Raw genomic sequence first — 26,276 nt, 5'->3', positions numbered from 1 at the left:
CTTATGAGCGTGTCAATGCTTCGTCAATGATGCGGGCTTGATCTTTTTTATGAACATTCGGGTCGCCTTCGGATGGGCTTGAACGACGACGGCGGCCTGTGTATTTCACATCTGCGCCTTCTGGTGCCAAGTCCCATAAAGATGGAACAATATATCCCCATGCTCCCATATTTTTCGGCTCTTCCTGAACCCAGACAATTTCTTCTACGTTGGAAAAGCGGCTGATGATCGACTGCAGTTCTTCTGCAGGGAATGGATAAAGTTCCTCGAGCCGGACAACATGAATATCTTCTGGTACTTCGTCTTTTTTCTCAAGTTCTTCATGCAGGTTCACAGTGATTTTTCCACTGCCGAGAATTAACCGTTTCACTTGGTCAGGTTTATGTCCTGTTAACGGCTCTTCTAGTACCGGGTGAAAACGCTCATCCGTTAAATCTTTTACAGCGCAAGCCACTTTCGCATTACGAAGTAGACTTTTCGGCGTCATTAAGACGAGTGGTCGAATCTCTTCGTTTTCAAGGCTGTGTGCCTGACGACGTAAAATATGAAAGTACTGTGCTGCACTTGATAAGTTGCATACATTCCAGTTATTTTCAGCGGCCATTTGTAAAAAGCGCTCTAGACGTGCACTCGAGTGTTCTGGCCCCTGTCCTTCGTAACCATGTGGCAACAGAAAGACCATTCCTGATTTTTGTCCCCACTTGGCACGTCCTGAAGAAATGAATTGGTCAAACAAAACTTGAGCAGAGTTTGAGAAGTCACCGAATTGCGCTTCCCAAAGCACCATGGTTTCTGGGGACTGTACATTATAGCCGTATTCAAAGCCGACAGCGGACGCTTCAGAAAGCGGACTGTTATGAACCGCAAATGTTGCATCAGCTGTTGAAATATCATGCAGCGGCGAATAAATGTCACCGTCTTTATAGTCGTGAAGAACAATATGCCGGTGAGCAAAAGTTCCACGCTCAGAGTCTTGTCCAGTCAAGCGGAGCGGTGTACCTTCAGAAACGATACTTGCAAAAGCTAAAGCCTCTGCATGAGCCCAGTCAATTTCGTCATCATCAAATGCTTTTCCGCGGCGCTCAAGAATCTTTTTCAGCTTAGGAAACACATTGAAATCTTCCGGGAAGGTAATTAATTCATCGTTCATCTGTTTTAGTAAATCATAAGAGACAGAAGTATCTTGAACTGTTAACCCTTTTTCAACGACTTCCGGTGGCTCAGATACATCTGCCTGAAGCTTTTCGTCTGAAACATTGCCATAGGCAGACTGCAACCGTTCCTGTACTTGCTGCTTCATAGATTCAGCATCGTCTTTGCTAAGAACACCCTCGTTTATGAGCTGTTCAGCATAGCGTGCACGTGCACTCGGATGGTTGCGGATCACGTCGTACAGCTGTGGCTGCGTTGCAGCAGGCTCATCCATTTCGTTATGACCGAATCGGCGGTAGCCAATTAAATCAATCACAAAATCTTTATTAAAGCGCCGGCGGTACTCGTATGCAAGATCCATAGCTGCAATACATGCATCAAGATCATCAGCATTTACGTGAACAATCGGGATCTCATACCCTTTTGCCAAATCACTTGCATATGTCGTCGAGCGCGAGTCATGGCTTTCCGTTGTAAAACCGAGTTGGTTGTTGGCAATGACATGTACTGTTCCGCCTGTTTGGTATCCTTTTAAGCGGCTTAAGTTCAAAGTTTCAGCGACAATGCCCTGCCCAGGGAATGCAGCGTCACCGTGAATTAAGATTGCAAGCGCTTTTTGCGTATCCTGTAACGGGAAGCCTTCTGTATCGCGCACTTCTTGCGCGGCACGTGTATATCCTTCCACTACTGGATTAACAAACTCTAAGTGGCTCGGGTTGTTTGCTAAAGAAACTGTTGCATGATGGGAATCATGCTCAATTGAACGGTCTGCACCTAAGTGGTATTTCACATCACCAGTCCAGCCGTCGTTAATACCTACAGAACCTTCAGATGGTATCAGTTCTTTGTTTGGAGAGTGAGCAAATTCCGAAAAGATCAAGTCATACGGTTTACCAAGTACGTTGGCAAGGATATTTAACCGGCCGCGGTGTGCCATGCCGATAAACACTTGATTTGTGCCGTCTTTTACCGCATCGTGTACCGTTTCATTTACCATCGGCACCATTGCATCCAAGCCTTCTACTGAAAACCGCTTTTGACCAACGTATGTTTTATGAATAAACTGTTCAAACAATTCAGTATGTGTAAGCTTTTCAAGGATTGCTTTTCGCTTGTCATTTGAAAGCTCTTTATATATGCTTCCGGACTCGACCATCTGGTTTAACCATCGACTTTCTTCAACATCGTGAACATGGTCAAACTCAAAACCTAATGAAGTTGTATGCATCGACTTTAAATGATTGACTGCATCTAGGCCTGTATGAACATGGTTTGGCGCATCGGGGCAAAGCATACTCGCCGGCATTGCTTCTAGGTCACCATTTTCAAGCCCGTATTCTGCAGGTTCAAAAAAAGATGTTACCTCTTTTCGTTCTTCGAGCGGGTTAATATCTGCAAACAAATGGCCGTAAACGCGGATGTTTTCGGAGAGTTTGACCGCATTGGCCACTTTCTCCATAAAAGAAGCATCCATGACTGCTTCAGATCCGCTTGTAGTGATAGACCCACCATTTTCGAGCTTTGGTGGACCGTAACGATCGAACCATTCTTTCATTTCCGGGTCGATTTCTTCCGGATTTTGCTTATAAACCTCGTAAGCATCGAGAACATAACCGAGGTTCGGTCCGTGAAAATCTTCCCAAGGCTCTCCTTGACTGCCTTGATTTCTGCTCATCTGAATAACCTCCAACAACTTGTTGATGATTCACTTTGAAGTCTGGCTGACCGGCTTGAGAATTTAAAAATTGTCATAAGCTATTCTCATTTTCCAGCCGGTTTGATGAAACGTACGACCACAATTTCGTTAACGCTTTCATCAGCTTAATTTTAACACGCTTTTACACAAAACTAAAAGAATAACGACAAATAATTTTCATTTTTTCGCGCAAGTGAAGCTTGCACGTTCATCCATAGTTTAACACAAACAATTGTCTTTTGACACTAAACAAATGTGCACTCAAGGTGATCTGCATACGTCTGAATTTAAAACATCATATTTAAATAATCGTTGCATTGACCCCTTGACCAATAAATTCCGCTTGAACTTATTGTTTGCTGCAATTTACACATCTGATTTTCACTTTAATAGATAATCTAAACATATTTAAAATTGAAGGGTCTATTCATAACGGTTCTTTAGCGGCAAAGGTTTCTTTTCAAGTTACAAAGCTTTAAAATAAGATTTGATTCGTATTTTTAGTTCATTTTGAGGAGGACACCCACTATGGTAAAAACTGTCGTATTTGATTTGGATGATACGCTGCTAAACGACCGTCGCAGCATTTTAGAGGCACTGCGCGCGACATGTCAGCAGGCAGCATCAGCTTATAACATTAATGCAAGCGAACTGCTTGAACGTGTTCGTATAAACGCACCTAAAGTTTATCAAACTTTAAAGTCCTACGAGTTCACAAAACAAATTGGTATTAACCCGTTCGAAGGTTTATGGGGTTCTTTTACAGATGTACACCATCACGGCTTTCGCCAAATGCGCGCAGAAGTTCCAGCTTACCAACAGTTTGTCTGGAAGCGGAGTTTAGAAGACCTTGAAGTTTCATCTCCAAATGCGAAGTTCTGGGCCGACACATTTAAAGCGCACCGCCGTCGTCTACCGTGGTTGTTTGATGAAGCGATCGACACGCTGCACGACTTATCACAAGACTATCAACTATTGCTTTTAACAAATGGAGCGCCAAGCCTACAGCAAGAAAAGCTAACAATGTCCCCTATTTTAATTCCTTATTTTGACCATATCGTAATCTCCGGTGCATTCGGATGGGGCAAGCCTGAACCTGCACTGTTTCAACATACAGTTAAGCTTGCAGGTGTAAACCCTGAAGATGCTGTAATGGTGGGCGATAATTTAAACACTGATATTACCGGCGCTTCTTTGAGCGGCCTTTCATCTGTTTGGTTAAACTTACGAAAGCAAGAACAGCCAACTGCACCTGTACCGACAAAACAAATTTATACGATAGGCGAACTGCCTGAAGTCGTACGCGAACTTGATTAATTTTTCAAGTGAAATAAGTGGTGTAAGGTGCTTTTGACATCCGTTTTCAAATTGATACCTTCTGTTTTTAAAGCACTTCGCAATTCGTTCTCTCGATACTTATAGGAGCCGGAAATGTTGCGGGCAGCATCTTGAATCAACTGCTGTCCCTCTTTTCCGCATTGTTCCTCCACCCACGGACAAATAAACGTCCGGCATACCAATGGTTTTTCCTCGTCAGCTAAACTACACCCCGACTTGGACTTGAAAAAATTACAAGTTGAATAGCGTAAGGTTTCTTCAGGGTCATCGTTTTTCTTATGATCTTGTTCATACCTCGGGTCAATTTCTGCATGAACTTTTACCTCAAATGCTCGAATTTCAATTTTCTTTTTCATAAATAACAATTGTTCTACTGCATCAACACCGCGGTTGACGACCATGTATTGAATTTCTGGTAAGCCAAAAGTTGGACTATGGCTGCAGCACCCTATGTTTTCCATATCTGCATAAGCACGTTGATAATGAGGTTCTTGACAGTTCATACATGCATTAGTGAGAAGTTGTTCATTTTCAGGCTCATACACAATCATTTTTAACACCCCTATTTACGTCCGATCTTTATTAAGATCCTTACCTATCCTATCATTAATTTTTATTTTTTTAGATGTAAATTTATTAAAGATTACGGTGCGTGAAATTTTATGAAGCTTATTTCCATTAAAAGCGACCAATCCGTAATAAACGAAATGGTCGCAAGATGCTTCCTCTTTACTTAAAACTGACGGTTCCCTCAGGTGCTTATTACGACTATCTTTCAAGGCGAGCCTTATAAACGAACCTCTTGAGGTGTGTTAATATCGTCATCATTTCTGTACCTAATCACGCTTGGTGTGCATTTTAAAACAATTAATGCCGGGTCTTCAGGGTCGTTGTATCTTTGGTCCATCCGTTCTGACCACATCCAAGCCTTTACATCAGCGTCATCTTCAATTACTGCTTCTGCTTCAATTTCAACAAAAGTATCTCCTTGCCCTTCATCTTCATAGCCGAGCAAGATATGAACATTCGGATTAGCTTCGATATCTTCAACTTTGTGGGCATCAGCGCGCGTTGGGGTGTATAAAACGAGTTCGTCATGCCAAAATGTCATATAACGTGCATATGGTTGATCATCTTTGATGGTTGCGAGCACTCCGACACTATTACCTTCTAATACCGTCTTAATCCGCTTTTTCAAATCTTCGTTCACATGATCCCTCCTTTTATATACAAATTCAAATTGCCCTTCAAGCCTTAAGTTTAAACATAATTGCTTGAAAAAACCCGATAGATTTTATAAGATTAATGTTATCTAATTTCATTATTTTGGAGGGGTGGTTATGAAAACATCGGCGTCAATTAACGAGCACACGCCTTCAGCTCAACAAATTACCCTGCCTTCTACGCAGTCAAGTCTTGTTGGTGCAGGTTTAATTACAGCTCTCATCTTATCGGCTGTTACCCTTATGGTTGCTGATGCTGTCATGCTCTTATTATTATGGATCGGAGTAATGTTTGGTTATACATTATTTCATGCTCGATTTGGCTTTACTTCAGCATTCCGCCAGTTTTTAGCTGTCGGACATGGCAAAGGAATCCGCGCGCACATGGTGATGTTAGGCGCTGCTTCAACGTTTTTTGCTCCGATTTTGGCACTTAACCTTGGGGCTTTTGGAAATGATGTCTCCGGATATGTTTCACCTGTTGGTATAGGTATGTTGTTTGGTGCTTTTATTTTCGGTATCGGCATGCAGCTAGGCGGCGGCTGAGCATCTGGCACTTTATATTCCGCAGGTGGCGGAAGGTCATCTATTTTTATCACACTCTTTGGTTTTATCGCCGGTTCTGTTATTGGAGCTTGGCATTTTACGTTCTGGATGGAAGATATGCCGTCATTCGGAAGCGTTTCGCTTGCTGAAGATACCGGCCTTGGCTTTTTAGGAGCTTGGGCACTTCAAGCATTTATTTTTGCTGCTGTGATTGTTATTACACTCGTTTATCAAAAAAAGAAGCGGCCGCCTGAAGTTACTGCGATTCCTACTGAAAGCGGCATACGTAGACTTTTTCGAGGTTCTTGGCCGCTTTGGATTGCAGCGCTTCTGCTTGCCTTACTAAATGCTGTCACTTTAATGGTGCGCGGTGAACCTTGGGGGATCACTTCAGCATTTGCGCTTTGGGGAACCAAAGTGATTGAGTTCTTCGGCGTTGATGCTGCATCCTGGGGTTTTTGGGCTGATAACCAAGAGCCGCTTCAACAATCCGTCTTTTTAGATTCAACAAGTGTAATGAACTTTGGCATTATTACAGGAGCTTTCATTGCTTCAGCAGCCGGAGGATTATTTGCTTTAAAGAAAGTTCCTATGAAAACAGCTGCAGCCTCTTTAATCGGCGGTCTCATGATGGGTTATGGTGCCCGTCTTGCGTTTGGCTGCAATATTGGTGCTTACTTTGGCGGCATCGCCTCATTTAGCATACACGGCTGGCTTTGGGCGGTCATGGCTTTAGCAGGATCATTTTTAGCTTTATGGCTGCGACCAAAATTCGGCTTATCCGTGCCGAACAAAAAAGACAAGACGATTTCATAAATGAAGCTGCGCTTTGAAAGCGCAGCTTCATTTTTCATGCTTAAAGTAAAAACATTCCAAGCGCTACCCCAGCTAAACCGAACAAATACGCATACCCTAAATTCCAAGCCGTAATTTTATAAGGGCTGCGGCGTGTTAATTGCGACATCATGGTTACCGGCACACCAAAAGTTCCGGCAGCATCATTAGCAACCACCGAAGTTACTAGCACAATGGCCACACTAAGCGGCGCTACATCATCTAAAAACGGCGCCACAAGCAGTCCTTGCACACTTAGCGTTACAAGTGGATGAATACCAATCAGCGACAACAAAAGCGTACTTGTTTGAATAAATAAAAATAAAAGAAGCGGCTGTTCTCCTAAAAAACTTGCTTTTGAAGCTAGCGTGGTCATTATTCCTGACCTTTCAACAACTTCATTAAATACCCCTAAACTGATAAACAACACCATAAAATTATGAAATGCCGGCATCTGCCGAGGTTTAGACGCAAAATGAAATTGGATAAACCGCCGGAACCGTCGTAAAATTAAAGCCCATAACACTACATAAGGCACAATAACTAGAATAATGCCTTCAAAAAATGAAAGTTCTGCGAACTGTGATACAAATGCAGCACTTAGTAAGAACATTATAAAAAATAAAACAATCCAAATGATTCTTTTATCGAACGTGAACTGAAATCGTTGAGACGAAGTTGCCGCCTCAGGTATTTCTATTTTTCTCCATTTAAATGCAGCCTGCGCCCAGTCGATCAAAAGCATTGTTAGTGAAAAACCTAACAACCATAAGACAACATCACCATAAGCAACACTTGTAATTTGTAGCGACATCACAATATATACTTCAATTGGACTCCATGCATTCACACTCGCAAACGCCCGCAATATACTTCTTGAAGCTGCCTGGTCTTTCAGCTCGTTTGTCATCAAACGTAAGCGTTGCGATATGAACCGATGCATAAGCGGGATAGCTGTAAAAAATATAAATAAACTTAATACATACGTCGTGAAAGACATCCTTATGTAAAACGTACGAAAAAACTGAGTTTGTCCCTCCACAATACGAAACAGAGCTTGATCCAAACGAGCAGCGGTCATAAAATGCTGAATGAATGGCAGCAAATATAATAGCGTAAGTAAAAGTGCCATAGGCGTGAAAAATTCATACCATGCTTGAAGCGAGACATCATTTAACAGCACAAGTGTAATTGCAGCACACAGAAACACAAAAGATATGATTTGATACATTCGCGTAGCCGCTTTAAATGAACTTACAATAACTAACAAACCGACTGCTCCAAGAGCCGCTTCGATTGTTTCACTTGATATAAATAACGAAGTCATGAACAAGCCTGCATACGCGGTATATAACCAAGATCTCATGTCTCTTACCACCACCTAGTACGGAACCACACAGTTTATAAACAGCTGATTTTCACGATCAATGAAACAAGCCCGACAGCTGCTATTCGGCGCTGTCGGGAACTAAAAACGGGGAAAGTTTTTTTATATATGTGCGCAAGCGATAATAAATTTCCCGCTTTAACTTTGTATCTTCTACGATTTCGCCAATTTTTTTAATGTCAGGGTACACACCATACTTGTGAAACTGTACTGGTATCATTAAGGTGTGCTGTGTTTCGCCAGACGCTTGATCAAGAACTTCTGTGTGGACGTATGCCACTTTGGATTGTAGTTCATCTTCGGGTTTGCGCTTTTCTACTTGGTCTACATCAAAAATCAATTGAGGCATAAAGCCACCCCTTTTAGGTACTAAGGGTGACATACCCATTTTTTCACCATCCTACACATATTGCAAACAGTGTTTAATCAATATTTGCGCCGCGCTTCAAACGCTCAAGAATTTTTCGATAGTCTTCAATTGAAACGCCTGGGGCAAATGTCTCTGGTATAGGCGGGAGATCAGGAAGCGGTGCACCTTCAGGAGCTCCAGCAATAACTTCAAGGGGCTCTCCATCATCTGGGTGAGCGCCTTTCCATATTTTATCTACATCTTTATAATCCTGCTCGCTAAAACGATAGAGCCGGCGGTGAACGCCATCTGCTTCAAATTTTCGAGCTGTATCAAATTTATCATTTGACAAATCCGGAACAGGCAGCATTTTTGTCATATCAACGCCGCTGACCACTTCAATCGCCTTTGCATAAGCAAGCACATGAACGCCTCCGCGTACGAGCAAATAACCGATCATTTCCCGGGCTACTGGGTTATCTGTCATTTCATAAACGCGCATTTTATGTGTCCGAGCTCCGATCTCTAGAAAATAGTTGTGCAATAAGTCTTGTATTAAATTACCACTATTAAAAACATACTTACCGGTCCAGTGCTGACCCATAGAATCCATCGGCCTAGACGTTTGGGCATTTGCGATAAAATGATAGCTGTTTCTTTTATCAACTGCATTTTGCATCGGACTGTTATTCACGTTCCCAGTATGCGTTGTGCCTTGAATCATTAAATTAATCGTCTGTGAAACAAGCTCTACATGCCCGAATTCTTCAGCAGTAATACTTGAGATTAAGTCATAAAACGGCTTAAATTTCTTTCGGTCGCGGAAATTAAATGACTGAAACATGTAATTATTTAAAGTTGACATTTCTCCGAATTCCCCGCCAAGCAGCTCCTGCACTGCACTCGCTGCATTTGCGTCTGCATAAGACGGCTCCGGAAGTGGAATTAACATCCGGTTCTGCCGCATAAACATAGGCATCTTCCTCCCTCATCCCGCCTGTCTTAAAGCAAAATTACGTTACATCAAGTGTCACCCAAACAATTTCTTGAATACGAACAAAAAAGTTTCCACCGCTGCGCTCGAGTACGACATGATCAGGTTGCACACCAACAATTCGCCCCTGCAGACTTCCTTGTGTCGTTTGTATTACCGCTTCTTCACCTTCCACACTTCGCAAGGTTTCAAATACATAAGGTTCCACAATCGCAGTCATTTCTGGAGGTCGACGAGTTTCTTCTTGATCCATATCTTCTCCTCCTTTTCATATGCCTCGCCTTCATTCTATTCAAACAGAGTCATTTCATAACAAAAAAGTGCTGCCCCGTTTACGGGACAGCACTTCGAGTTACATTTCTGTTGAACTTTGTTGGTTCGGAAAGCTTGATTCATACCACTCATCAAGCACCTTTGCATCCAAAATTTCATTTTCAATGAACGCCTGCTGTTTTTCATCGAACTGTTCTTTCCACGGGACCTCCAGCTCATCAGCATAGTTTACCGTCGTCAACAGTTCCTGCCAGGCAACATAACGCTTATACCAGAAAAATTGCGGCTGCTCGCTCATATACGGGTACAAATCATCAAAAGTTGTATGCTTACAGTCAATCGTACGCTCAAACTGGGCTTTCGTATCCTCAAGCTTTTTTTGAAAGAAAGAATGAATGGTCTCGTTCATTGCAAGCCACCCTCCCGCATTTACTATCATTATGACATAGCCTGAATGAAACGTCTATGAAAATGACAGATGGAAAAATCACTCTTGAAACGTGTTCCAGGCCGAGCGGCCAATGAGGAATGCGGCAATCGCGTAAGCTTCTGCCTGCTCTCGCACCCGCTCCATCCCTGACGGCTGCGATTTTGATTGAATCGCAAACACTTCATCATGTTCAGGCTCTTCAGCTGTCATCCGCTGAACAAACTGAGAGGTGTCCTGCAGCCCTTGTTGACCACTTTCCATAACTTCAAAGAAAGATACAAATCCGTGCATAACACCTTCATAGCGGATCGTATTAACAGGTACGCCTGCTTCATGAAGTTTTTCGGCGTAAAGTTCACCTTCATCACGTAACGGATCATACTCAGCAGTTAAAATTAACGCCGGAGGTAAGTTTTCAAACGAATCAGCTTCTAAAGGTGAAGTATAAGGGTTTTTCCACATTTCAGGCTGCGGCGTATAAGCATCGCGCGCCTTCTCCATCACTTGTCTTGATAACAAATAATATCCACTATCGTACTCCATACGCGAAGCAAAAGCTGCATCTTCAAACGTTGTAAGCGGATAATATAATACTTGTCCTGCAATTTCCGGACCATTCCTATCGCGAGCCATCATAGAAGTTACCGCAGCTAGATTCCCTCCGGCACTATCGCCAGCGACGATCACATCTTCTTCACTCCCACCGAGCGCTTCAGCATGATTCACCGCCCACTTTAAACCTTCGTAAGCATCTTCAGCAGCAGTAGGAAACGTATGGTCAGGCGCAACACGATATCCCACGCCAACAACGACAGCACCGGTGCGCTGGGCTAACTCTCTCATTAAATCCTGATGTGTGTGCAGACTACCGTACCCTTCAAGGAATGCACCTCCATGAAAATAAACAAGTATCGGAGCATCTTCTGCATCATTATAGCGAAAAATTTCAAGCGGAACATGATAACCATCATTTGTTTCTAACTGCTCGTGTTCGTTAATTAACATGGGACCACCACCAGCATTGCCCGATGAAGTTTGAAACGGATGGTTATCGAACAACTCAGGTGGCTCAAAATCTAATGAGACAATATTATTATTTACCGCGTGTAGAATAACAGCTGTTTTTGCTGGCAAAGTACCTTCATCTGTACTTGCCCAATACTCCACAGCAAGTACGAGCGTAAGCAGAATCGAAAGCGTTCCCCAGCTGATCCATTTCATCAAGCGCTTCATTGAGTCCCACCCGCTTTACAAATTATAGAAATTTCTGATTTTTAAAAAGGTGAAAATTCTTTGCAACTTTGATCTTGTTTTTATAATATCACAATCAATCACATGATTTCACACATTTTATGTGATTTTTTCATATTGGTGCTTTTTTCATAAAAAATCCTCCGCTTTAAAGCGGAGGTGAGCGTTTAGACAAAATTTCAAGAAAAACGAAGGCTGATGTCGCTTTTGGGCGGACGCTTGACCCAGGCACGGCCTCAACTTCCTCGGCAGAAAGTCACTGCCTGCGGGATTTTCGGCTCGCGCTGTTCCTGGTGGCGTCGCCGCCGATGCTCGTCAGCCTTTCGTCATTTGATGGTCATGAATGATAGAGAACACTTTGATCAAGCAAAATCTACATAAATCATTTTCATCATGACGCTTCATGAGCGATTAAAACGAACCATATCCATTGGAAATGATGATCATCTGTAAATTGAAAAGTGACCGAAACGAAAGACGGCGACTCCCAGAGGGTCAAGCGCAGGATGAAGATCCACTTGTTCGATTGGAAATCAAATCGAACAAGTTAGCTGAAGCCAAGCCCTCGGGAAAGCGTCCGTCTGGCGTGAAGGTTACATTCATGATTCGGTTTTTTCCTCTTAATAGGGAAGCCAGCGGCGGTTGGAGCAGTAAGTTGTGAGTTAATATTAAGTTTTGTACTTTGTCGACAGTCTGTCCTCCGCTTTAAAGCGGAGGTTACAAAAGTTATAAAGCCCGTCCCTTACCGGAATCATTCAGCTCTACGAGACTTTCAGGATAAGGTTGAAAAAAAGACTGCTTTAGTAAGTCATGCTGTTGAAAACGTACTGCCCACATCCGGATTACTTCCATCAATGTATACCTCGGAAGCTTATTGTTTTCATAACGCGATAGTGTATCGTAAAAATGTTGCTTTTCAGGTTGGCTTAAATGTTGTTGTACAGTGTGAGCCATACGTTCAAATACGTGAATAAAGGTTGATTTTGTCGGCTTGTGACTAAGACATGCTTGAAGCATCTGTTGTATATCGTTTAAACGGTTAATATCGAGCAATCCTTGAATGTTTTTGTATGTTTTTTGTAGTTCAGTTGCTAAATCAGGGTTACAGGAATTTAATAAGTACCAGTGTTGATCAATCGCTTGTTTTACATGCTCACCTTGAAACGTACTCATCCGCTCTTTCAAGTCAGCATTTGTAAATATTTGCTTCAAAAAATGTTCACGCAGCTCAAAATTACGCAGACGACCATCATCTTCTACCACAGCTTCTGGAAAACGGTGTCTGATCTCTTTCGTAAACAAACCTTCTCCTCGCTCATTGACCATTGCACCTTGCTCACTTCCGGCGTATACTTTCGCATCTGTTAAGCCACAAGTTGGTGATTTTCCTTTTAAAATAATACCGTCTGGATCACTTGGGACATCAAAATTCCAACTGAAGTTTTTAACAGCTTCTGTAGCATCCACACCCGTTGCCGGTTGTAACAACGATGGCGCCGTTTCACCTTTTTTTTGAACGAGCCGGACTGGATCACGAGGCGCGCCCAACCCTGCAGCCACTTCAGGACAAACCGGAACAAAGTTAACATAGGAAGACAGTTGTTCAATGAACTGATTTGGAATAACTTCTCCATTATAACGCACTCGAGCAAAGCTCAAACATTGACTGACGATGATAACTGGTCGGACAAATGATTTCACCATAATTTAACCGCCCCCAATTCTTGTTCCATGTATGTAGTTTTCCCGATCAACCGCAAAAAAAACATTCTTAGTTAAATGAAGTGGCTGTTGAATATATTGCTTAAAAGATATTTATAATTAAAACGTATGGGGATCACTAAAATTTCAATCCTCTTACCTGAATATAAAAGGAAGAGGATCTTTAAATCATTTTTATGTCAAAGCTACATCTTCAATCGTTGAACAAAAATTAACAATGGTTATCGTAATTTAATGTCACGTCTCACGTTCAAAATACAAACATCCACTGTCTATTTCTTTCAATTGAACACGTTCATCTATTGTTAAAGAAGACCCCTCTACTCTTCCGGTTACCTTCATCCCGTTTTCCAATTGAACCAAAACAACATCATAGGATGATTTATCAAAGTTGGAGCTAAAAGAAGTATAAATTTTTGTGAATGAATAAACTGTTCCCTTACCTTTTGTTGTTGCAGATTCCAATGTGGTTGAGTGACAAGAGGTACATTGATTTTTGTACGTATATTCCACATGCCAACATCTAGCGCATTTCATGATTGGTACATCCATGTTTTAACCCCCTCTCTTTTTCAAGAGATGGACAACGGAATAAGCACCTGTCCCACCTAAATTTTGAGTTAATCCGATTTTAGCACCTTTTACTTGGTTACAAGCTCTTCCGTTTAATTGGTCAACGATTTGAATAATTTGAGCTATTCCTGTCGCTCCAATCGGATGCCCTTTTGAAAGCAACCCACCACTCGTATTGATAGGTACTACCCCTTCATGTGCTGTCCAACCGTTTGCAATAGCTTCCCACCCTTTTCCTTTTTCAAAGAAACCGAGCTCTTCAGTTGCTACAATTTCTGTCATTGAAAAACAATCATGTAATTCAACCACATCGATTTCTTCCGGGCCCAAGCCCGCCGCTTCGTATGCTCTTTCAGCCGACGTCTTCGTAGCTGGTATGTGAAGCAAATCACCTACTTCCTGCATAACAGGGGTGCCAGTGGCTTGACCTGAAGAAAGCACCTCAACACCTTGTTTACCTTTTTGAATGACGACTGCTGCCGCCCCATCCGAAATAGGAGAGCAATCAAGCAGCCCAAGAGGGTCTGTGATTGAACGAGCCTCCATGATCTCTTCAATCGTTGTGCTCTTCTTAAAGTGAGCAATTGGGTTTTCTTTTGCATACATGCGGTTTTTTAATGCTACTTTCGCTAAATGTTTTTTTTCAGCTCCATATTCATGCATGTAGCGATTCGCTAACACTCCGAAAAACCCGGGAAATGTAAGGCCTGCGACACCTTCATTTGTTTCTTTGTCCATCGCATAATTGATTACATTCGTGACCGTGTTTGTATCTTCACTTGTCATTTTTTCGCCTCCGGCAACGAGAACCGTCTCATATTCGCCGGCTTTAACTAGTTGATAAGCATTCCGAAAGGCTATGCCCCCTGACGCACAAGCTCCTTCCATTTTCACGGATGGAATATCACCTAACCCTAATTCATTTGTTAAAAGCGAGCCAAGGATTTCTTGATTTGCAAGAGGCCCGGAGGAAAAATTACCAACAAACACCGCATCAATTTTTGGACTTCCGGCGTCACTTAAAGCCTCTCTACTTGCTTTGGCTAGCATCGTTTTCAAAGTGTCCTCTTTTTTTCCAAAGCTTGTAATCCCCCGGCCTATGACAGAGACTTCATTCATTATTACACCTCTTTTTATCTACTGTTAAAATTCTTTGTTAACTCTCTTCGTGTTGAATATTAAAAGTGTAGAGTCAATACGGCTCAACAGCTTACCTAATTTAATGATTTCGCATTGTTTAAAGTTAGCTGATTCCCGAGCCTCCACATACTTTTAACACTTCACCCGTTACATAGTCAGCCGCAGGGGTTGCTAAATAAGCTACCGCTTCACCGATATCCTCAGGCTCCCCTGGCCGTTTGATTGATTGAAGGTCCAGTGGATAACTCATCCCTTTTGTGATTTCTGTCTGCACAGGTCCGGGAGCCACTGAATTGACATTAATTCCATGCTCACCGACTTCCTTTGCCACCCACTTAGTTAAGGCGATGATACCGCCTTTGGAGGCCGCATAAGCTGGACCTGAACGAGCTGTTCGATCACCATTTTCATTATAAGATATTGCCCCGCCCATCATGCCGGAGATAGAGCTGATATTAATAATCTTTCCACTTTGTTGTTCCCTCATATAAGGATAAATTGCTGATTTCATAAATAGAAAAGTGCCTCTTAAATTTGTATCAATGTCTTGCAACCACTCATCTTCGCTCATTTTTTCTAAGCTTTGCCTGGAGCAAGTTCCCGCATTATTAACAACAATATCAACCGATCCAAAGCTGTGTACTGTATGCTTAACAGCTGACTCAATTTCCTTATTGTTTTTCACATCAACTTGTTGTGTGATAACTTGCACACTGGGAAACTCATTTAATAGATTTTCTTTCGCAGGTTCTGCATCCAATACATCTACAAGGGTAATATTTGCGCCTTTGCTTGCTAATGATCTAGCACAAGCGAACCCAATTCCTCTTGCACTACCTGTCACTATAGCTGCTTTACCTTGCAACACTTTTTCCATAAAACGTCACCCTTTCATGGTTCTCATTGAAATAAAAGATTTATAAAACTATTGCATTGGTGAAAAAGAGCAATGGAAATCCTCACAGAAGCACTAGTACTAGCTTTTTAGCTAGGTTTAAAGCTTTTATTTTATTCACTTTGATTATGCAAATAAGCGATGTATAGTGTTGACTAGTGAAAAAATCTAGTTATGTGTCCATAACGTAATTACCTCAGACGTTAAAACACCTGATACCGCTTAACGTTTATTAGTGTTGTTCCTCTTTTTTCTTCCTTCTTCTTTGATTCAATTGTTTTCTTTGAAGCTTTAAAAGAAGTACTATAGAAAAATTAGAAGCCTTCTCGCAATTTGTTTTTTTGTATCTTTCCAACGGAGGTACGTGGAAAATCTTCGACAAATTCAATGTGGTCTGGCACTTTAAACTTCGCCATTGTTTTACGGCAATGTGTAATAAGAGCGTCAGGGGTGAGTGACCGGTTTTCTTTAAGGATAATATATGCTTTAATCGTTTCGTCCCGTACAGGGTCTGGTACCCCAACTACAGAAGCTTCGTAAACATCCCCGTGTTCCATTATGATGTTTTCAACTTCACTGGCTGCGATGTTTTCTCCGGCACGCTTGATCATATCTTTTTGCCGGTCCACAAAGTAGAAATATCCTTGCTCATTCATCGTCGCTTTATCTCCCGTTAAAAGCCATCCGTTCTGAATCGTGACATTAGTTGCTTCATGGTTTTTTAAATAACCTTTCATCATTGTGCGTCCAGGCTCGCCTCTAACAGCTATTTGACCTGGCTGACCTACGCTCACCTCTTCTCCTTGCTGATCTAATAATTTTACCTCACTACCAAGGAGCGGCTTTCCTATGCTCGTATTGTCAATTCGTCTGTCTAATGGGTTCATAAGCGGAGGAGCCACAGTTTCAGTCATACCGTAGAGCTGAAGCAATTTTGTATCTAGGCGCTCTTCAAATGCTTTCAATTCTTCTGGAGCTACTGATTGCGCAAAAAAGATAAACCGCAGTAAATTTTCTTGTTCCGTTAGATCTTTTGTTTGAGCTAAAATCATTCGAATCGGTGCTGCAAAAAGCGAGCCTATTGTGGCCTTTAATCGTTTCGCTTGTTGAACATATTGAGTGGCGCTAAACCGTTCGGTAATTGCAACACTTCCCCCTATCACTAACGCTGGCATAAATAGATAGTACTGGCCGTTGCCATGGAAAAGAGGTAGTACGATGAGTGAACGGTCCTCTGGTGAGAAGCGCACAGACTTTGCGACAGCTTCTCCCGTGTATAAGTAGTTTGTATGTGTAATTAAGCACCCCTTTGGCTTTGAAGTCGTACCAGAAGTATAGAGAATCGCTACTACATCTTTAGCACTTAAGCTGATATTAGGATTTTTGCTGCTAGCCTGAGCAATTAAATTGTCAACGCTTACATTTTCATGTGTAGAAGTGACAACCCGTGTAAGCAATATCCCTTTCAATCGTTCGAGTGCAACTTTACTCGTTTCGAACTTTTCTAGATACTCCTCTTCAGTAATTAATAATACCGATTCAGAATGCTCAATAACGTAATCCATTTCATTTGATGTTGCAAGAACATTTGTCGGAACCATGACCGCACCAATATTAGCTATTGCAAACCAGCTTACCAAAAATTCTGATGAATTCGGCAAATGAAGAGTGACGCGATCTCCTTTTTTCACTCCGAAACCCAGGAGTACATGGCTTAAACGATTCACTCGCTCTAAAAATTCGTTGTACGTATACTTCAATTTCGACCCAGAATTATCTTCAAACAAAAGAAAAACCTTTTCTCCGTGCATCCTACATTTTTCATGAAGTACATCAATAAGGGTTTCGTTGCCCAAGATGTCCATACTTATCTTCCTCCAAGCAAAATGGATTTTTGTTCATAGACTCTAGTCTACTTTTTATAGACTAAAGTCTATTTCAAAAAATTCTGTTTGTCAATTAAGTTGATATATTATAAAAAAACATTGGCGTTTTTCCTTGAAGGCGATAAACTAAATTCATAAAGAATGACGACAAGAACACATGCATTTTGTATGACACACCTTCTATCAAGAAAGGATTGCAGCAGATGCCACAACTCACGAATCGACAAATGAAAGCACAGCAAACCAAACAACGTATTTTAGTCACGGCCCTTTCTCTGTTTAGCCAAAAAGGCTATGACAATGTCACCGTTGATGAAATCGTTTCTACCAGTGGTGCTTCTAAAGGTGCTTTTTACGGGCATTTCAACTCAAAATATGAAATTTTCCTCGAAAAATTCAAAGAAATTGATAACTTTTATATCCACATTGAAGAAGAGTTAAAAAATATTTCTACCGCTGAAGAAAAAATTGTTCAACTTGCTTTGCGTCAAATGGATTATTTGAAGGAGGAGTTAGGGGACGAACTCATGCGCACCCTTTATATAAACGCACTAACCCCTGATGCGCATAATTTTCTTGCTGATAGAAATAGGTCTCTTTATGTGATCATTGAACAAATTTTAAAGGAAGGGCAAACATCTGGTGAACTAGACCCTGCGTTTAACAGCAATGAAATCACGCTTATTATTTCCCGCTGTATGCGAGGAACTCTATTCGATTCATTTATTTTCACAGAAAAAATTGATCTAGATAAAGAAATAGAACAAATGCTTCGCCTTATCTTTTCAGGGCTTAAAATGAGTCACCAGTAGTTCAGAAAAAGCGGTGCATCCTTACTTGAATGAAGCGTAACCAGCACATGACCGGTGAATTTTCAGTAAACTGTAAGTTTAACTAGCTTTTACCAGCATCATGGGTCACCATATGCTGAAACATCCAGTTATTGCATATAAGTTATGATTTAGATCATGACCATGCCCATCATGCTACCTAAAAAAACCACCGGTTAACATCCGGTGGTTTCAGTACTTATGTACATTCGTTATGTAGTTACTTTACATTTCAGTCAGTCCGAGACTGATCTCAAGTGCTTTTGATACCTCGACCATTTTTTCATTATCCAAATACGTTATTTTATCAGTTAAGCGCTGCTTATCAATGGTGCGGATCTGCTCTAATAATATAACGCTGTCCCGGTCAAAGTCGTGCTTTTCAGCATCGATTTCAACATGGGTAGGCAGCTTTGCTTTTTTAATCTGAGCTGTAATTGCTGCTACAATCACTGTTGGACTAAACCGGTTTCCAATATCGTTTTGTATCACAAGTACAGGTCGAACTCCTCCCTGCTCAGAACCTACAACGGGAGATAAATCGGCGAAAAAAACATCGCCTCGTTTTACACTTTTCTTCATAGCTTGCTGCTGGTTGTCACTCAATGCATCCGTTCACCTCCTGCACACCCTGCCTGAGTATCCTATATAGATGCCGGCGTTCGGAGTTACCGTCCGCCGGCATAAACACCCTCGGTTAACTGCAGGGCTTCGCATTCACATGAACAGAAGTCTTCTGCAATTTCGAGGTTAATCTGCGCCATCTCCATATATCCCTGTTTCATTTGAAAACGCAGATCCTGCGCTTTTTTTTGTTCTACATGGCGACGTAGCACATCATAAAAAAATGAATCCTTTTGGGAATCCGTAAGGTGCTGGATTTCTTCGTAAAGATCAACAGGAACATGAACTGCGATCTGCTGCGTATTTGACATGACGAGAAGTCCCCTTTACGGCAGGTAGTCTTCTCTCATTATAAGCAAATACGCACGACTTGAAAATGCTTTTTCGAAAAATTATTCAATAACCTTAAAAAAATAACGCAATATTTGCCAAAAATTCCTTATAAACGCGAGGTTACTTTTATGATTTTGCTTCGATTCGTATAACTTATGCAGATATGTGCAGTTTAAGAATGATAAATTTCCTAGAGGAGGGATCATGTGCAAAAACCATTGGTTATAACCACCATTGCGCTAGCCTTGTTTATCTTTACCGGCTGTAATCCAGAATCGGGTGACAACCTTGATAATGACTTACAACATTTAACTTATGATGGTAATGATGAGGGAGAACTCTTAGATGGAACCCCAATGGATCAACGAGAACAGGACGCACAAATTTACAGAGCTTATGGAACGTTTATTTCTAAACACACCCGAGATGTGCAAAAGCTAAATGACTTGCTTGGTGAAGAGGGAGAGGTTTCTCATGAAGTAAGTGAACATTTACAAAAGATGTCAAAAGATGTTGACCAACAGCTTGATGAAAAAATACCCAATTCTTTACAGCCTTTGCACGATATTCTCGCTGTACAGATTACTGAAATAAGTTCAATGCAGGAATCCGTTGAAGATTGTTTAAATGCTGGCGTTGATGCATCCTGCTCCAGCGCTGAACTACACTATGAAAATTTACGCACTGATGCCAACCGTTTAGAAAACACGTTCGAACAAGCTGATTTTCATCGTGCACCGTAAAGCTATTGCGTTTAATAACCTGTATTTGTTCAAACCTGCGGTTATTCACCGAAGTGCCGCAGGTTCTCTTCAATTTTTACCATTTCAAACTCTGCACGTTCTAAATCATCAAGGAGTCCGGGGCGATTTTCGGTTGTTGACGCCTGAATCCGCTGGACGCTGCGACGGTCTGTATACACTTTAATCGGTTTTGATATCTTTGTTTGTGCAGCTTCATGTTTAAGTTTTTCTAGCACCGGTTCTTTCTTTCCCGGCTTAACAGCTAACCCTGCATAAATTACATCATCAGTTTCAACAACATAGGCATCAAAAACTTCCTCCATCTGTGTTAAATTTTCACTTGAAAGCGGATCGAGGGAAATCCCTTGATCTACAGCCTTTCCTTGGTCTTCATACTTATCGTTGACGTGGCCGCTTCGCTGCACATTCATCCGGTCACGTTGGTACTGTTTTCGTTGATGGCTGCCTGATAAAAACGGTTCATTTTCTTCCTGATTTATACGGTTTTTTTTCAGTGCTTCATCTCCAAATTGAACTTTATCATCATCTGGTGCAAAAAAATCAATAAGCGGACCTTCGTGATCTTCATACAGCTCTAATCCGTATCCGCTGTAAGCATCATCTGTCCCTTCGCCAGCACCAAAGCTCTCTGATGACTTTTCGTACACACAGCCGCTTGTAACAATGATTGAGCATAAAAGCAGCAAACCTTTTCGCATCATTACCCTCCTTTCTTTTCAACTATAGCTTTAACGTTTACAAACGAATTCATCGTGGAAATAATTGATACAGGACTCAATTCGTTTCCAAGTGTGCTTAAAAACTTTGGCAAATCCATTGCATAATGACAGCTCCTTTGGTATGATGCTGTTGAGAAATGAATATCCGGCTTCTTATCAAGAAGTGTGGGTAGAGGTGCATTGACCATGAGTAAGTATTTCGAGGAGAATGAGCTCCTTTGACAAATGCTGAAAGGGGGATTTGCCGAAGCCTTCGGTTCACTCATAGTTCCCGGGCTGGTTTTGTGCTGAATAAGTGCAGAACTGTCATATAGTGTTTTCTGCTATATGGAGGGCTATCTCACGCATGGAATGTTCCCGTAAGTTACGGAACGGACGCATGCAACAATGAGGTACCTAATCCTTGTTGTTGCTTTTTTTGCGAATGAGCTTTTAAAGCTTCCGTTTACAGGAACCGCGTGCCCTCAATTTGACAACCCAGTATAGCTGCGGAAAATTTTTTAGAGGGTGATGATTTAAAATGGCATTTGGACGTTTAATTACCGCAATGGTTACTCCGTTTGATGAAACAGGCGAAATTGATTACAGTGCAGTAACAAACATCGTGAATCACTTAATTCAAACCGGCACTGAAGGGGTAGTTGTCGGAGGTACAACCGGCGAATCCCCAACGCTGTCTAAGGATGAAAAAGTTGCTCTATTTAGCCATGTTGTCCACACAGCTGCCGGTCGTATTGATGTAATCGCTGGTACTGGCTGCAACAACACACGCGCTTCAATTGAATTAACCAAGCAGGCAGAAGCATGTGGTGTCAGCGGAATCATGCTAGTTGCACCTTACTATAGCAAGCCTTCACAGGAAGGAATGTACCAGCATTTTCAAGCGATAGCTCAAGCAACAACACTACCGGTAATGCTTTACAATATTCCAGGACGCAGTTCTGTCAATATGAGCCCGGCTTTAATTACACGGCTGGCTGAAATTAATAACATTACTTCTGTTAAAGAAGCAAGCGGCGACCTTGATGCAGCTGCAGAGATTATTGAAAATACGCCTGATGATTTTCAGTTGTTTGGCGGCGATGACAGTTTAACTCTCCCATTGATGTCTATTGGCGGCGCAGGCATTGTCTCGGTCACTGCGCACGTTAAAGGAAACCGCATGCAGGAGATGATTCAAAACTTTGTGAACGGGAATGTTCAAGAGGCTTCTGCCATTCACCGTGAGCTTCTCCCGGTAATGAAAGCAATGTTCTCAGCACCAAGCCCGGTACCAGTAAAAGCAGCCTTAGAAATGCAGGGCACGATTACTGGTGACGTTCGCCTGCCGATGATCCGCTTAACCGAGGATGAAGCAAAGAACGTTTACAGTGCATTACAGCCAACAACCACTGTGTTCTTTCAAACGTAATGCGAAACATGAAAACACCCTCTGTACAGCTGCAGAGGGTGTTTTACTATGTTAAACAGGAGGGCTGCAATTGCTTAAAAAAACCGCTGTGGTCATTATCCGCGGATACCAACGCTTTATATCACCAATCAAACCACCAACATGCCGCTTTTATCCAACCTGCTCTCAATATGGACTTGAAGCTTTTCAAAAGCACTCATTTATTAAAGCTTTTTGGTTAACTTTAAAAAGGATCATGAAATGCCAGCCTTTTCACCCTGGTGGCGTAGACCATGTTCCTCCCGTTAAAACAAAAAAAGACCGGCGCGACGAACCGCCCCGATCAACTTAACTCCTTTTTACTTTGCTCAGTAAGCTTTCTTCCGTTTTTTGATTAAAAGCTGTTCCACATAACCTGTTCCTAATAAAACACCAGGCACAATTAATAGGAAGCCTAATAACTGGGTCGCATAAATCGGTTCACCTAGAAAAAGTGCTGAGCTCACTAAACCAAAAAACGGTACAAAGTTGTTATATACAGCCGTTTGTCCAGCACCAATGTTTTGAATGGCAGCATTATAAAGCTGATGGCCAATGGCTGTCGCAAGAACTGCTGAACCAAAGAATACGACCCATATTGCAAATGGCGCCTCGAAAAAGGCAGACCATTCATTCCGTTCGAACCCAAATCCTAACAGTAAGAGTAAAAGCGATCCCGGCACAAACATTACCCCGGTCATCACGCGCGGCTGTACATAATTTGTGGCTTTCTTAATAAAAATAAAGCTGAGTGCCTGCACAATCATACTTACAAAAACAAAAAAATCACCTAGCGTCGCTCCACCAAACTCTTCATCTCCGGTGAATAAAATAACAGCTACGCCCGCCAGACCTAAAATAACACCTGTCAGGCGTACACGTGTTAAGGTATCGTTTAACAATAACATCGCTGAAACAGAGGTCGCCAATGGCAGAAGCGCTAAAATGAGAGCAGCGTTTCCTGCACTGGTGCCTGCAAGACCGAGTGCCAAGAAAAAGTGATGCCCGGTTACACCTAAAAGCGTAGCATAAATGACCGGGCGGACTGAGGCTTTCGGAATTTTCATCTGCTTCATTTCTTTAAATACGAAAATGATAACGATTAAGACAACACCAGCAGCCAGCACACGTAAACCTTGCATCGTTGCCGGTGGTAAATACTCTACTAACACTTTAATGGCAACGACATTCACACCCCATAAGAGCATGACAAATAAGAGCAATACGTTAAATAATAACATCGATCGTTCCTTCATGATGGTCCCTTCCTTCTACGTTCTCCTACAGTTCATTCAGCTGAACATGTGAAATACAGTAATTAAAAAGCTTGAAATGAAAAACATAAGCGCAACAAATCCAATATTCTTTTGTACAAGGCGCCATGCTGATTCATCTGTTAAATGAGCAGCCATTAAAACAGAACCTGAAAATGGTGAGATTTGCGTACCGAGCGTCCAGGCCGATAACAAAAGTACAGCCATCACTTCCGGCGCAATCCCGAATAATTCCGGTGACAATGACTGACCAAGACCAATGACAATAATAACAGGATGAATCCCGACTAAAGCAAGAATGATTGCGAGTAACAATACGAGTGCAGCGATCAATGGGACATATCCTTGGGAAAGTTCATACAAAAACTGAGATACAACTGGACCAACGTCACTTCGCTCCAAGGCAGTACCTAGCACGCCGGCTGTAATAAAAATTCCCATTTCATTATAAACCCGGTCATAACTTGTAGCCAGGTGTTGTTGCCCTGCTTGAAATACTGGAATAAATATTCCTTTTGCAATCGCCCATACAAACGGATAAATTAAAGATAAACTCGTCACAATCGCAAGCATATTTAACGGCAGCCATGCTTCAAGGAGTAATGATAAAACCATCATAAGTAAAATGTACATAATAAGTCCTCGCGTTGTTACATTTTGCTTTACCTTCGCTTCTGAATGTTCACGCGAGACAGGTGGGTCGTTCGAAAACGATGTCACCGGGAAAAAGAGGACAACAACCAACGTATATACAAGTGCCGAGACCATCCCATACAGTGCAATATCTGTCCAAGCTAAGTCATAAAGCACTAATACAAGACCTACGTTCACAAAATAAGGGGAAACAAGCATACAAAATCCAAAGCCACGCAAAAGCGTCATACCAAATAATTTAGGCCTGTACCCACCTAAACTTTTTTCACCTAAATGATAAATCAACGGAAGTGACCCGAGGTTTAAAACTGAGCCCATACCAACAGTTAGTCCATAACCTAAACGGTATGGATGCTCTCCTTTTTCTGCTTCCCTCGCTTGAATACGCCGGCTTAAAGCTTCGTAATATCCTGCCTGATTCAAAGTTATCCCAAAAAGAGGTACGAGTAAAAACAAACCTAGAAGGCTCATATTTTCCCCAAAACTGTATAAAACCTCATACCAACTTGCATTCGTATGTAAAAATAAAAAGCCTGCGCAAACTAAAAGCATTATGAGAATTAACAAATTTACTTTTCGCATGCGCCATAAACAAAATGGCAGCAACAAAAGCGCTAAACTGCTGTACAAATCCCTCGTCTGCACATCGCTAACCCACACTTCCAACAAATAAAGGCAGACTGCAATAAATGCAGTCATGCCCAACGCTTTTCTCCATTGTTCCATTTTTACATAAACCCTTCCCTTACCGCAGCCAAATCGCTTTTACGATGCGAACTTGGTTATGCAAATTCGCAACTTAAGAAGAGGACGGTTTAATGAGCAGGTCTCTTGATACGTCTGCTAACGTTTCACATCCGTCTTCTGTCACTAAAATTGATTCAGTAATTTCCACACCGTAGTCATCCATCCAGATTCCCGGCATTAAATGAAATGTCATGTTTGGTTGAAGAACACTTAAATCGCCAGGGCGAAGACTAATTGTATGTTCACCCCAGTCCGGAGGGAAACTGCAGCCAATCGAATAACCTAAACGTGAATCTTTTTCTACTCCGTGCTTTGCAATTTGATTGCGCCAAACTGACTCTACATCCTCTGCCGTCATTCCTGGTTTAATTGATGCGAGCGTCTCATTGATCCCTTCTTTAACGACGTTGGATAAGTCTTTAACTTTTTGAGGTGCATCGCCAATCGCCATCGTTCGAGCGATCGGTGAATGGTACCTTCTATGCGCTCCAGCAATCTCAAGCGTTAAATAATCTCCATACTTATACTCCCGGTCTGACCAAGTCAAATGTGGGCTTGCTGTATTTTCACTCGTTGGAAGCATAGGAACAATTGAAGTATAGTCTCCAAAAGCATCCTTAGTTCCGGCAATTTGTGCATGATAAACAGCAGCTGCAACATCGTTTTCCCTTACCCCGACATCAAGCGTATCATAAGCTGCCTGCACAGCGTTTTCGACAATGCCTGCCGCTTTACGCATATAATCAATTTCCCGTTCACTCTTAATGACGCGAACCCAATTTGTAAGCGTACTGGCGTTTTTAAATTCTGCGTTAGGAAGCTCTTGAAGCATACGCTCATAACACATCGCTGTAAAATAAAATGCATCCATTTCCAAACCGATTTTTCGTTCACCTTGACCAAGTTCACTTAAGATATTCGCTACATAATCCATCGGGTGGCGAATTGTCGACTGCACGAACTCGTCTGGATAAGGGATGATATGGTTATCATCGAGCCACGTTGTAACTTGAGCGCTGTGCGCATCCATCTCCCGGCCGATCCATATCGGTTGATCTACATCAATCATAACAACAACGACTTGATGGACGTAAAAGCTCCACGCGTTATAACCCGTTAAATAAAACATATTTGATGGGTTTGAAACGATTAACACTTCTGTGCCGTACTCAAGCATTTTTTGCTTTGTATAATTCATTCTCTGTTCATACTC

General features: G+C 41.9%; 25 protein-coding genes, 1 pseudogene and 1 riboswitch. Of the genes and pseudogenes, 6 read left to right on the top strand and 20 right to left on the bottom strand.

Going from position 1 to position 26,276, the window contains the following annotated elements:
* Position 1 precedes the first annotated feature (1 nt).
* Positions 2–2,827 (bottom strand): 2-oxoglutarate dehydrogenase E1 component, encoded by a 2,826-nt coding sequence (locus B0H94_RS03845; protein WP_106587921.1) that lies wholly within the window; start codon positions 2,825–2,827, stop codon positions 2–4.
* Positions 2,828–3,376: 549 nt separating this feature from the next.
* Between B0H94_RS03845 and B0H94_RS03840 the strand changes: the two genes are divergently transcribed.
* Positions 3,377–4,165, top strand: a complete 789-nt coding sequence (locus tag B0H94_RS03840; protein ID WP_106587920.1) for an HAD family hydrolase — start codon at positions 3,377–3,379, stop codon at positions 4,163–4,165.
* On the opposite strand, the gene B0H94_RS03835 is transcribed toward B0H94_RS03840, so the two are convergent.
* Together B0H94_RS03835 and B0H94_RS03830 are read right to left on the bottom strand one after the other, a co-directional pair.
* A complete protein-coding gene (locus B0H94_RS03835; RefSeq protein ID WP_106587919.1) occupies positions 4,162–4,737 on the bottom strand; it encodes a hypothetical protein in 576 nt (191 codons plus the stop codon). The genes B0H94_RS03840 and B0H94_RS03835 overlap by 4 nt on opposite strands.
* A 236-nt stretch (positions 4,738–4,973) precedes the next feature.
* Positions 4,974–5,396, bottom strand: coding sequence for a pyridoxamine 5'-phosphate oxidase family protein (locus B0H94_RS03830; RefSeq protein WP_106587918.1), 423 nt, complete (start codon positions 5,394–5,396; stop codon positions 4,974–4,976).
* A gap of 130 nt (positions 5,397–5,526) precedes the next feature.
* Here B0H94_RS03830 and B0H94_RS03825 point away from each other — a divergent pair.
* Positions 5,527–6,771, top strand: a pseudogene (locus B0H94_RS03825) (YeeE/YedE family protein).
* A 40-nt stretch (positions 6,772–6,811) separates the two neighbouring features.
* Here B0H94_RS03825 and B0H94_RS03820 read toward each other — a convergent pair.
* From B0H94_RS03820 to B0H94_RS03770, 11 genes are all read right to left on the bottom strand, one after another.
* Entirely contained in the window at positions 6,812–8,155 is a 1,344-nt protein-coding gene (locus B0H94_RS03820; RefSeq protein WP_106587917.1) for a hypothetical protein, read from the bottom strand.
* An 82-nt stretch (positions 8,156–8,237) separates the two neighbouring features.
* Complete coding sequence (locus tag B0H94_RS03815; protein WP_106587916.1) at positions 8,238–8,525, bottom strand: hypothetical protein; 288 nt, start codon at positions 8,523–8,525, stop codon at positions 8,238–8,240.
* A 73-nt stretch (positions 8,526–8,598) separates the two neighbouring features.
* Positions 8,599–9,498, bottom strand: coding sequence for a manganese catalase family protein (locus B0H94_RS03810; RefSeq protein WP_106587915.1), 900 nt, complete (start codon positions 9,496–9,498; stop codon positions 8,599–8,601).
* Between the two features lie 40 nt (positions 9,499–9,538).
* On the bottom strand, positions 9,539–9,772 hold the full coding sequence (locus tag B0H94_RS03805; RefSeq protein ID WP_106587914.1) for a YuzF family protein: 234 nt from the start codon (positions 9,770–9,772) through the stop codon (positions 9,539–9,541).
* A 99-nt stretch (positions 9,773–9,871) separates the two neighbouring features.
* Positions 9,872–10,201 carry a hypothetical protein gene (locus tag B0H94_RS03800; RefSeq protein WP_106587913.1) on the bottom strand — a complete coding sequence of 110 codons (330 nt, stop codon included), beginning with the start codon at positions 10,199–10,201 and terminating at the stop codon, positions 9,872–9,874.
* Between the two features lie 78 nt (positions 10,202–10,279).
* A complete protein-coding gene (locus B0H94_RS03795) occupies positions 10,280–11,455 on the bottom strand; it encodes an alpha/beta hydrolase (RefSeq protein ID WP_106587912.1) in 1,176 nt (391 codons plus the stop codon).
* 744 nt (positions 11,456–12,199) lie between these two features.
* Positions 12,200–13,177 carry a DUF523 and DUF1722 domain-containing protein gene (locus B0H94_RS03790; protein WP_106587911.1) on the bottom strand — a complete coding sequence of 326 codons (978 nt, stop codon included), beginning with the start codon at positions 13,175–13,177 and terminating at the stop codon, positions 12,200–12,202.
* Positions 13,178–13,432: 255 nt separating this feature from the next.
* The gene (locus B0H94_RS03785; protein WP_106587910.1) at positions 13,433–13,747 is read right to left on the bottom strand and encodes a Zn-ribbon domain-containing OB-fold protein; all 315 of its coding nucleotides are present in this window, start codon (positions 13,745–13,747) and stop codon (positions 13,433–13,435) included.
* A 3-nt stretch (positions 13,748–13,750) separates the two neighbouring features.
* A complete protein-coding gene (locus B0H94_RS03780; protein ID WP_106587909.1) occupies positions 13,751–14,887 on the bottom strand; it encodes a thiolase C-terminal domain-containing protein in 1,137 nt (378 codons plus the stop codon).
* A gap of 124 nt (positions 14,888–15,011) precedes the next feature.
* Positions 15,012–15,785, bottom strand: coding sequence for an SDR family NAD(P)-dependent oxidoreductase (locus B0H94_RS03775; protein WP_106587908.1), 774 nt, complete (start codon positions 15,783–15,785; stop codon positions 15,012–15,014).
* A gap of 332 nt (positions 15,786–16,117) precedes the next feature.
* Positions 16,118–17,668, bottom strand: a complete 1,551-nt coding sequence (locus tag B0H94_RS03770; RefSeq protein WP_106587907.1) for an AMP-binding protein — start codon at positions 17,666–17,668, stop codon at positions 16,118–16,120.
* Between the two features lie 224 nt (positions 17,669–17,892).
* On the opposite strand from B0H94_RS03770, the gene B0H94_RS03765 reads away from it, so the two are divergent.
* On the top strand, positions 17,893–18,501 hold the full coding sequence (locus B0H94_RS03765; RefSeq protein ID WP_106587906.1) for a TetR/AcrR family transcriptional regulator: 609 nt from the start codon (positions 17,893–17,895) through the stop codon (positions 18,499–18,501).
* A gap of 243 nt (positions 18,502–18,744) precedes the next feature.
* On the opposite strand, the gene B0H94_RS03760 is transcribed toward B0H94_RS03765, so the two are convergent.
* A complete protein-coding gene (locus B0H94_RS03760; protein WP_106587973.1) occupies positions 18,745–19,101 on the bottom strand; it encodes a type II toxin-antitoxin system PemK/MazF family toxin in 357 nt (118 codons plus the stop codon).
* 86 nt (positions 19,102–19,187) lie between these two features.
* Positions 19,188–19,454 (bottom strand): hypothetical protein, encoded by a 267-nt coding sequence (locus tag B0H94_RS03755; protein ID WP_106587905.1) that lies wholly within the window; start codon positions 19,452–19,454, stop codon positions 19,188–19,190.
* Between the two features lie 228 nt (positions 19,455–19,682).
* Between B0H94_RS03755 and B0H94_RS03750 the strand changes: the two genes are divergently transcribed.
* A complete protein-coding gene (locus B0H94_RS03750) occupies positions 19,683–20,219 on the top strand; it encodes a hypothetical protein (protein WP_106587904.1) in 537 nt (178 codons plus the stop codon).
* A 41-nt stretch (positions 20,220–20,260) separates the two neighbouring features.
* On the opposite strand, the gene B0H94_RS03745 is transcribed toward B0H94_RS03750, so the two are convergent.
* A complete protein-coding gene (locus B0H94_RS03745; RefSeq protein WP_181315243.1) occupies positions 20,261–20,938 on the bottom strand; it encodes a YhcN/YlaJ family sporulation lipoprotein in 678 nt (225 codons plus the stop codon).
* Between the two features lie 183 nt (positions 20,939–21,121).
* A riboswitch (Lysine riboswitch) is annotated at positions 21,122–21,305 on the top strand.
* A gap of 174 nt (positions 21,306–21,479) precedes the next feature.
* Here B0H94_RS03745 and dapA point away from each other — a divergent pair.
* Both dapA and yidD read left to right on the top strand, forming a co-directional pair.
* Entirely contained in the window at positions 21,480–22,370 is an 891-nt protein-coding gene (dapA, locus tag B0H94_RS03740) for a 4-hydroxy-tetrahydrodipicolinate synthase (protein WP_106587902.1), read from the top strand.
* Positions 22,371–22,440: 70 nt separating this feature from the next.
* Positions 22,441–22,701 carry a membrane protein insertion efficiency factor YidD gene (yidD, locus tag B0H94_RS03735; RefSeq protein WP_106587901.1) on the top strand — a complete coding sequence of 87 codons (261 nt, stop codon included), beginning with the start codon at positions 22,441–22,443 and terminating at the stop codon, positions 22,699–22,701.
* A gap of 16 nt (positions 22,702–22,717) precedes the next feature.
* Here the strand turns inward: yidD and B0H94_RS03730 are convergent, their stop codons facing one another.
* The 3 genes from B0H94_RS03730 to B0H94_RS03720 all read right to left on the bottom strand — a co-directional run bounded on the left by B0H94_RS03730 (position 22,718) and on the right by B0H94_RS03720 (position 26,261).
* Positions 22,718–23,644, bottom strand: coding sequence for a DMT family transporter (locus tag B0H94_RS03730; protein WP_106587900.1), 927 nt, complete (start codon positions 23,642–23,644; stop codon positions 22,718–22,720).
* A 36-nt stretch (positions 23,645–23,680) separates the two neighbouring features.
* Positions 23,681–25,042, bottom strand: coding sequence for a hypothetical protein (locus B0H94_RS03725; protein ID WP_146139905.1), 1,362 nt, complete (start codon positions 25,040–25,042; stop codon positions 23,681–23,683).
* A 73-nt stretch (positions 25,043–25,115) separates the two neighbouring features.
* A complete protein-coding gene (locus B0H94_RS03720) occupies positions 25,116–26,261 on the bottom strand; it encodes a M24 family metallopeptidase (protein WP_106587972.1) in 1,146 nt (381 codons plus the stop codon).
* Positions 26,262–26,276: the final 15 nt, after the last annotated feature.

Source organism: Salsuginibacillus halophilus (assembly GCF_003014715.1).
GTDB lineage: Bacteria > Bacillota > Bacilli > Bacillales > Marinococcaceae > Salsuginibacillus > Salsuginibacillus halophilus.
The sequence above is the reverse complement of the archived record's forward strand: the minus strand, read 5'-3'. Positions and strand labels throughout refer to the sequence as shown.

Coding starts and splice junctions, on each gene's coding strand:
- B0H94_RS03845 (WP_106587921.1), bottom strand. CDS start 2,827: ATGAGCAGAAATCAAGGCAGTCAAGGAGAGCCTTGGGAAGATTTTCAC.
- B0H94_RS03840 (WP_106587920.1), top strand. CDS start 3,377: ATGGTAAAAACTGTCGTATTTGATTTGGATGATACGCTGCTAAACGAC.
- B0H94_RS03835 (WP_106587919.1), bottom strand. CDS start 4,737: ATGATTGTGTATGAGCCTGAAAATGAACAACTTCTCACTAATGCATGT.
- B0H94_RS03820 (WP_106587917.1), bottom strand. CDS start 8,155: ATGAGATCTTGGTTATATACCGCGTATGCAGGCTTGTTCATGACTTCG.
- B0H94_RS03815 (WP_106587916.1), bottom strand. CDS start 8,525: ATGCCTCAATTGATTTTTGATGTAGACCAAGTAGAAAAGCGCAAACCC.
- B0H94_RS03810 (WP_106587915.1), bottom strand. CDS start 9,498: ATGTTTATGCGGCAGAACCGGATGTTAATTCCACTTCCGGAGCCGTCT.
- B0H94_RS03805 (WP_106587914.1), bottom strand. CDS start 9,772: ATGGATCAAGAAGAAACTCGTCGACCTCCAGAAATGACTGCGATTGTG.
- B0H94_RS03800 (WP_106587913.1), bottom strand. CDS start 10,201: ATGAACGAGACCATTCATTCTTTCTTTCAAAAAAAGCTTGAGGATACG.
- B0H94_RS03795 (WP_106587912.1), bottom strand. CDS start 11,455: ATGAAGCGCTTGATGAAATGGATCAGCTGGGGAACGCTTTCGATTCTG.
- B0H94_RS03790 (WP_106587911.1), bottom strand. CDS start 13,177: ATGGTGAAATCATTTGTCCGACCAGTTATCATCGTCAGTCAATGTTTG.
- B0H94_RS03785 (WP_106587910.1), bottom strand. CDS start 13,747: ATGGATGTACCAATCATGAAATGCGCTAGATGTTGGCATGTGGAATAT.
- B0H94_RS03780 (WP_106587909.1), bottom strand. CDS start 14,887: ATGAATGAAGTCTCTGTCATAGGCCGGGGGATTACAAGCTTTGGAAAA.
- B0H94_RS03775 (WP_106587908.1), bottom strand. CDS start 15,785: ATGGAAAAAGTGTTGCAAGGTAAAGCAGCTATAGTGACAGGTAGTGCA.
- B0H94_RS03770 (WP_106587907.1), bottom strand. CDS start 17,668: ATGGACATCTTGGGCAACGAAACCCTTATTGATGTACTTCATGAAAAA.
- B0H94_RS03765 (WP_106587906.1), top strand. CDS start 17,893: ATGCCACAACTCACGAATCGACAAATGAAAGCACAGCAAACCAAACAA.
- B0H94_RS03760 (WP_106587973.1), bottom strand. CDS start 19,101: ATGAAGAAAAGTGTAAAACGAGGCGATGTTTTTTTCGCCGATTTATCT.
- B0H94_RS03755 (WP_106587905.1), bottom strand. CDS start 19,454: ATGTCAAATACGCAGCAGATCGCAGTTCATGTTCCTGTTGATCTTTAC.
- B0H94_RS03745 (WP_181315243.1), bottom strand. CDS start 20,938: ATGCGAAAAGGTTTGCTGCTTTTATGCTCAATCATTGTTACAAGCGGC.
- dapA (WP_106587902.1), top strand. CDS start 21,480: ATGGCATTTGGACGTTTAATTACCGCAATGGTTACTCCGTTTGATGAA.
- B0H94_RS03730 (WP_106587900.1), bottom strand. CDS start 23,644: ATGAAGGAACGATCGATGTTATTATTTAACGTATTGCTCTTATTTGTC.
- B0H94_RS03725 (WP_146139905.1), bottom strand. CDS start 25,042: ATGGAACAATGGAGAAAAGCGTTGGGCATGACTGCATTTATTGCAGTC.
- B0H94_RS03720 (WP_106587972.1), bottom strand. CDS start 26,261: ATGAATTATACAAAGCAAAAAATGCTTGAGTACGGCACAGAAGTGTTA.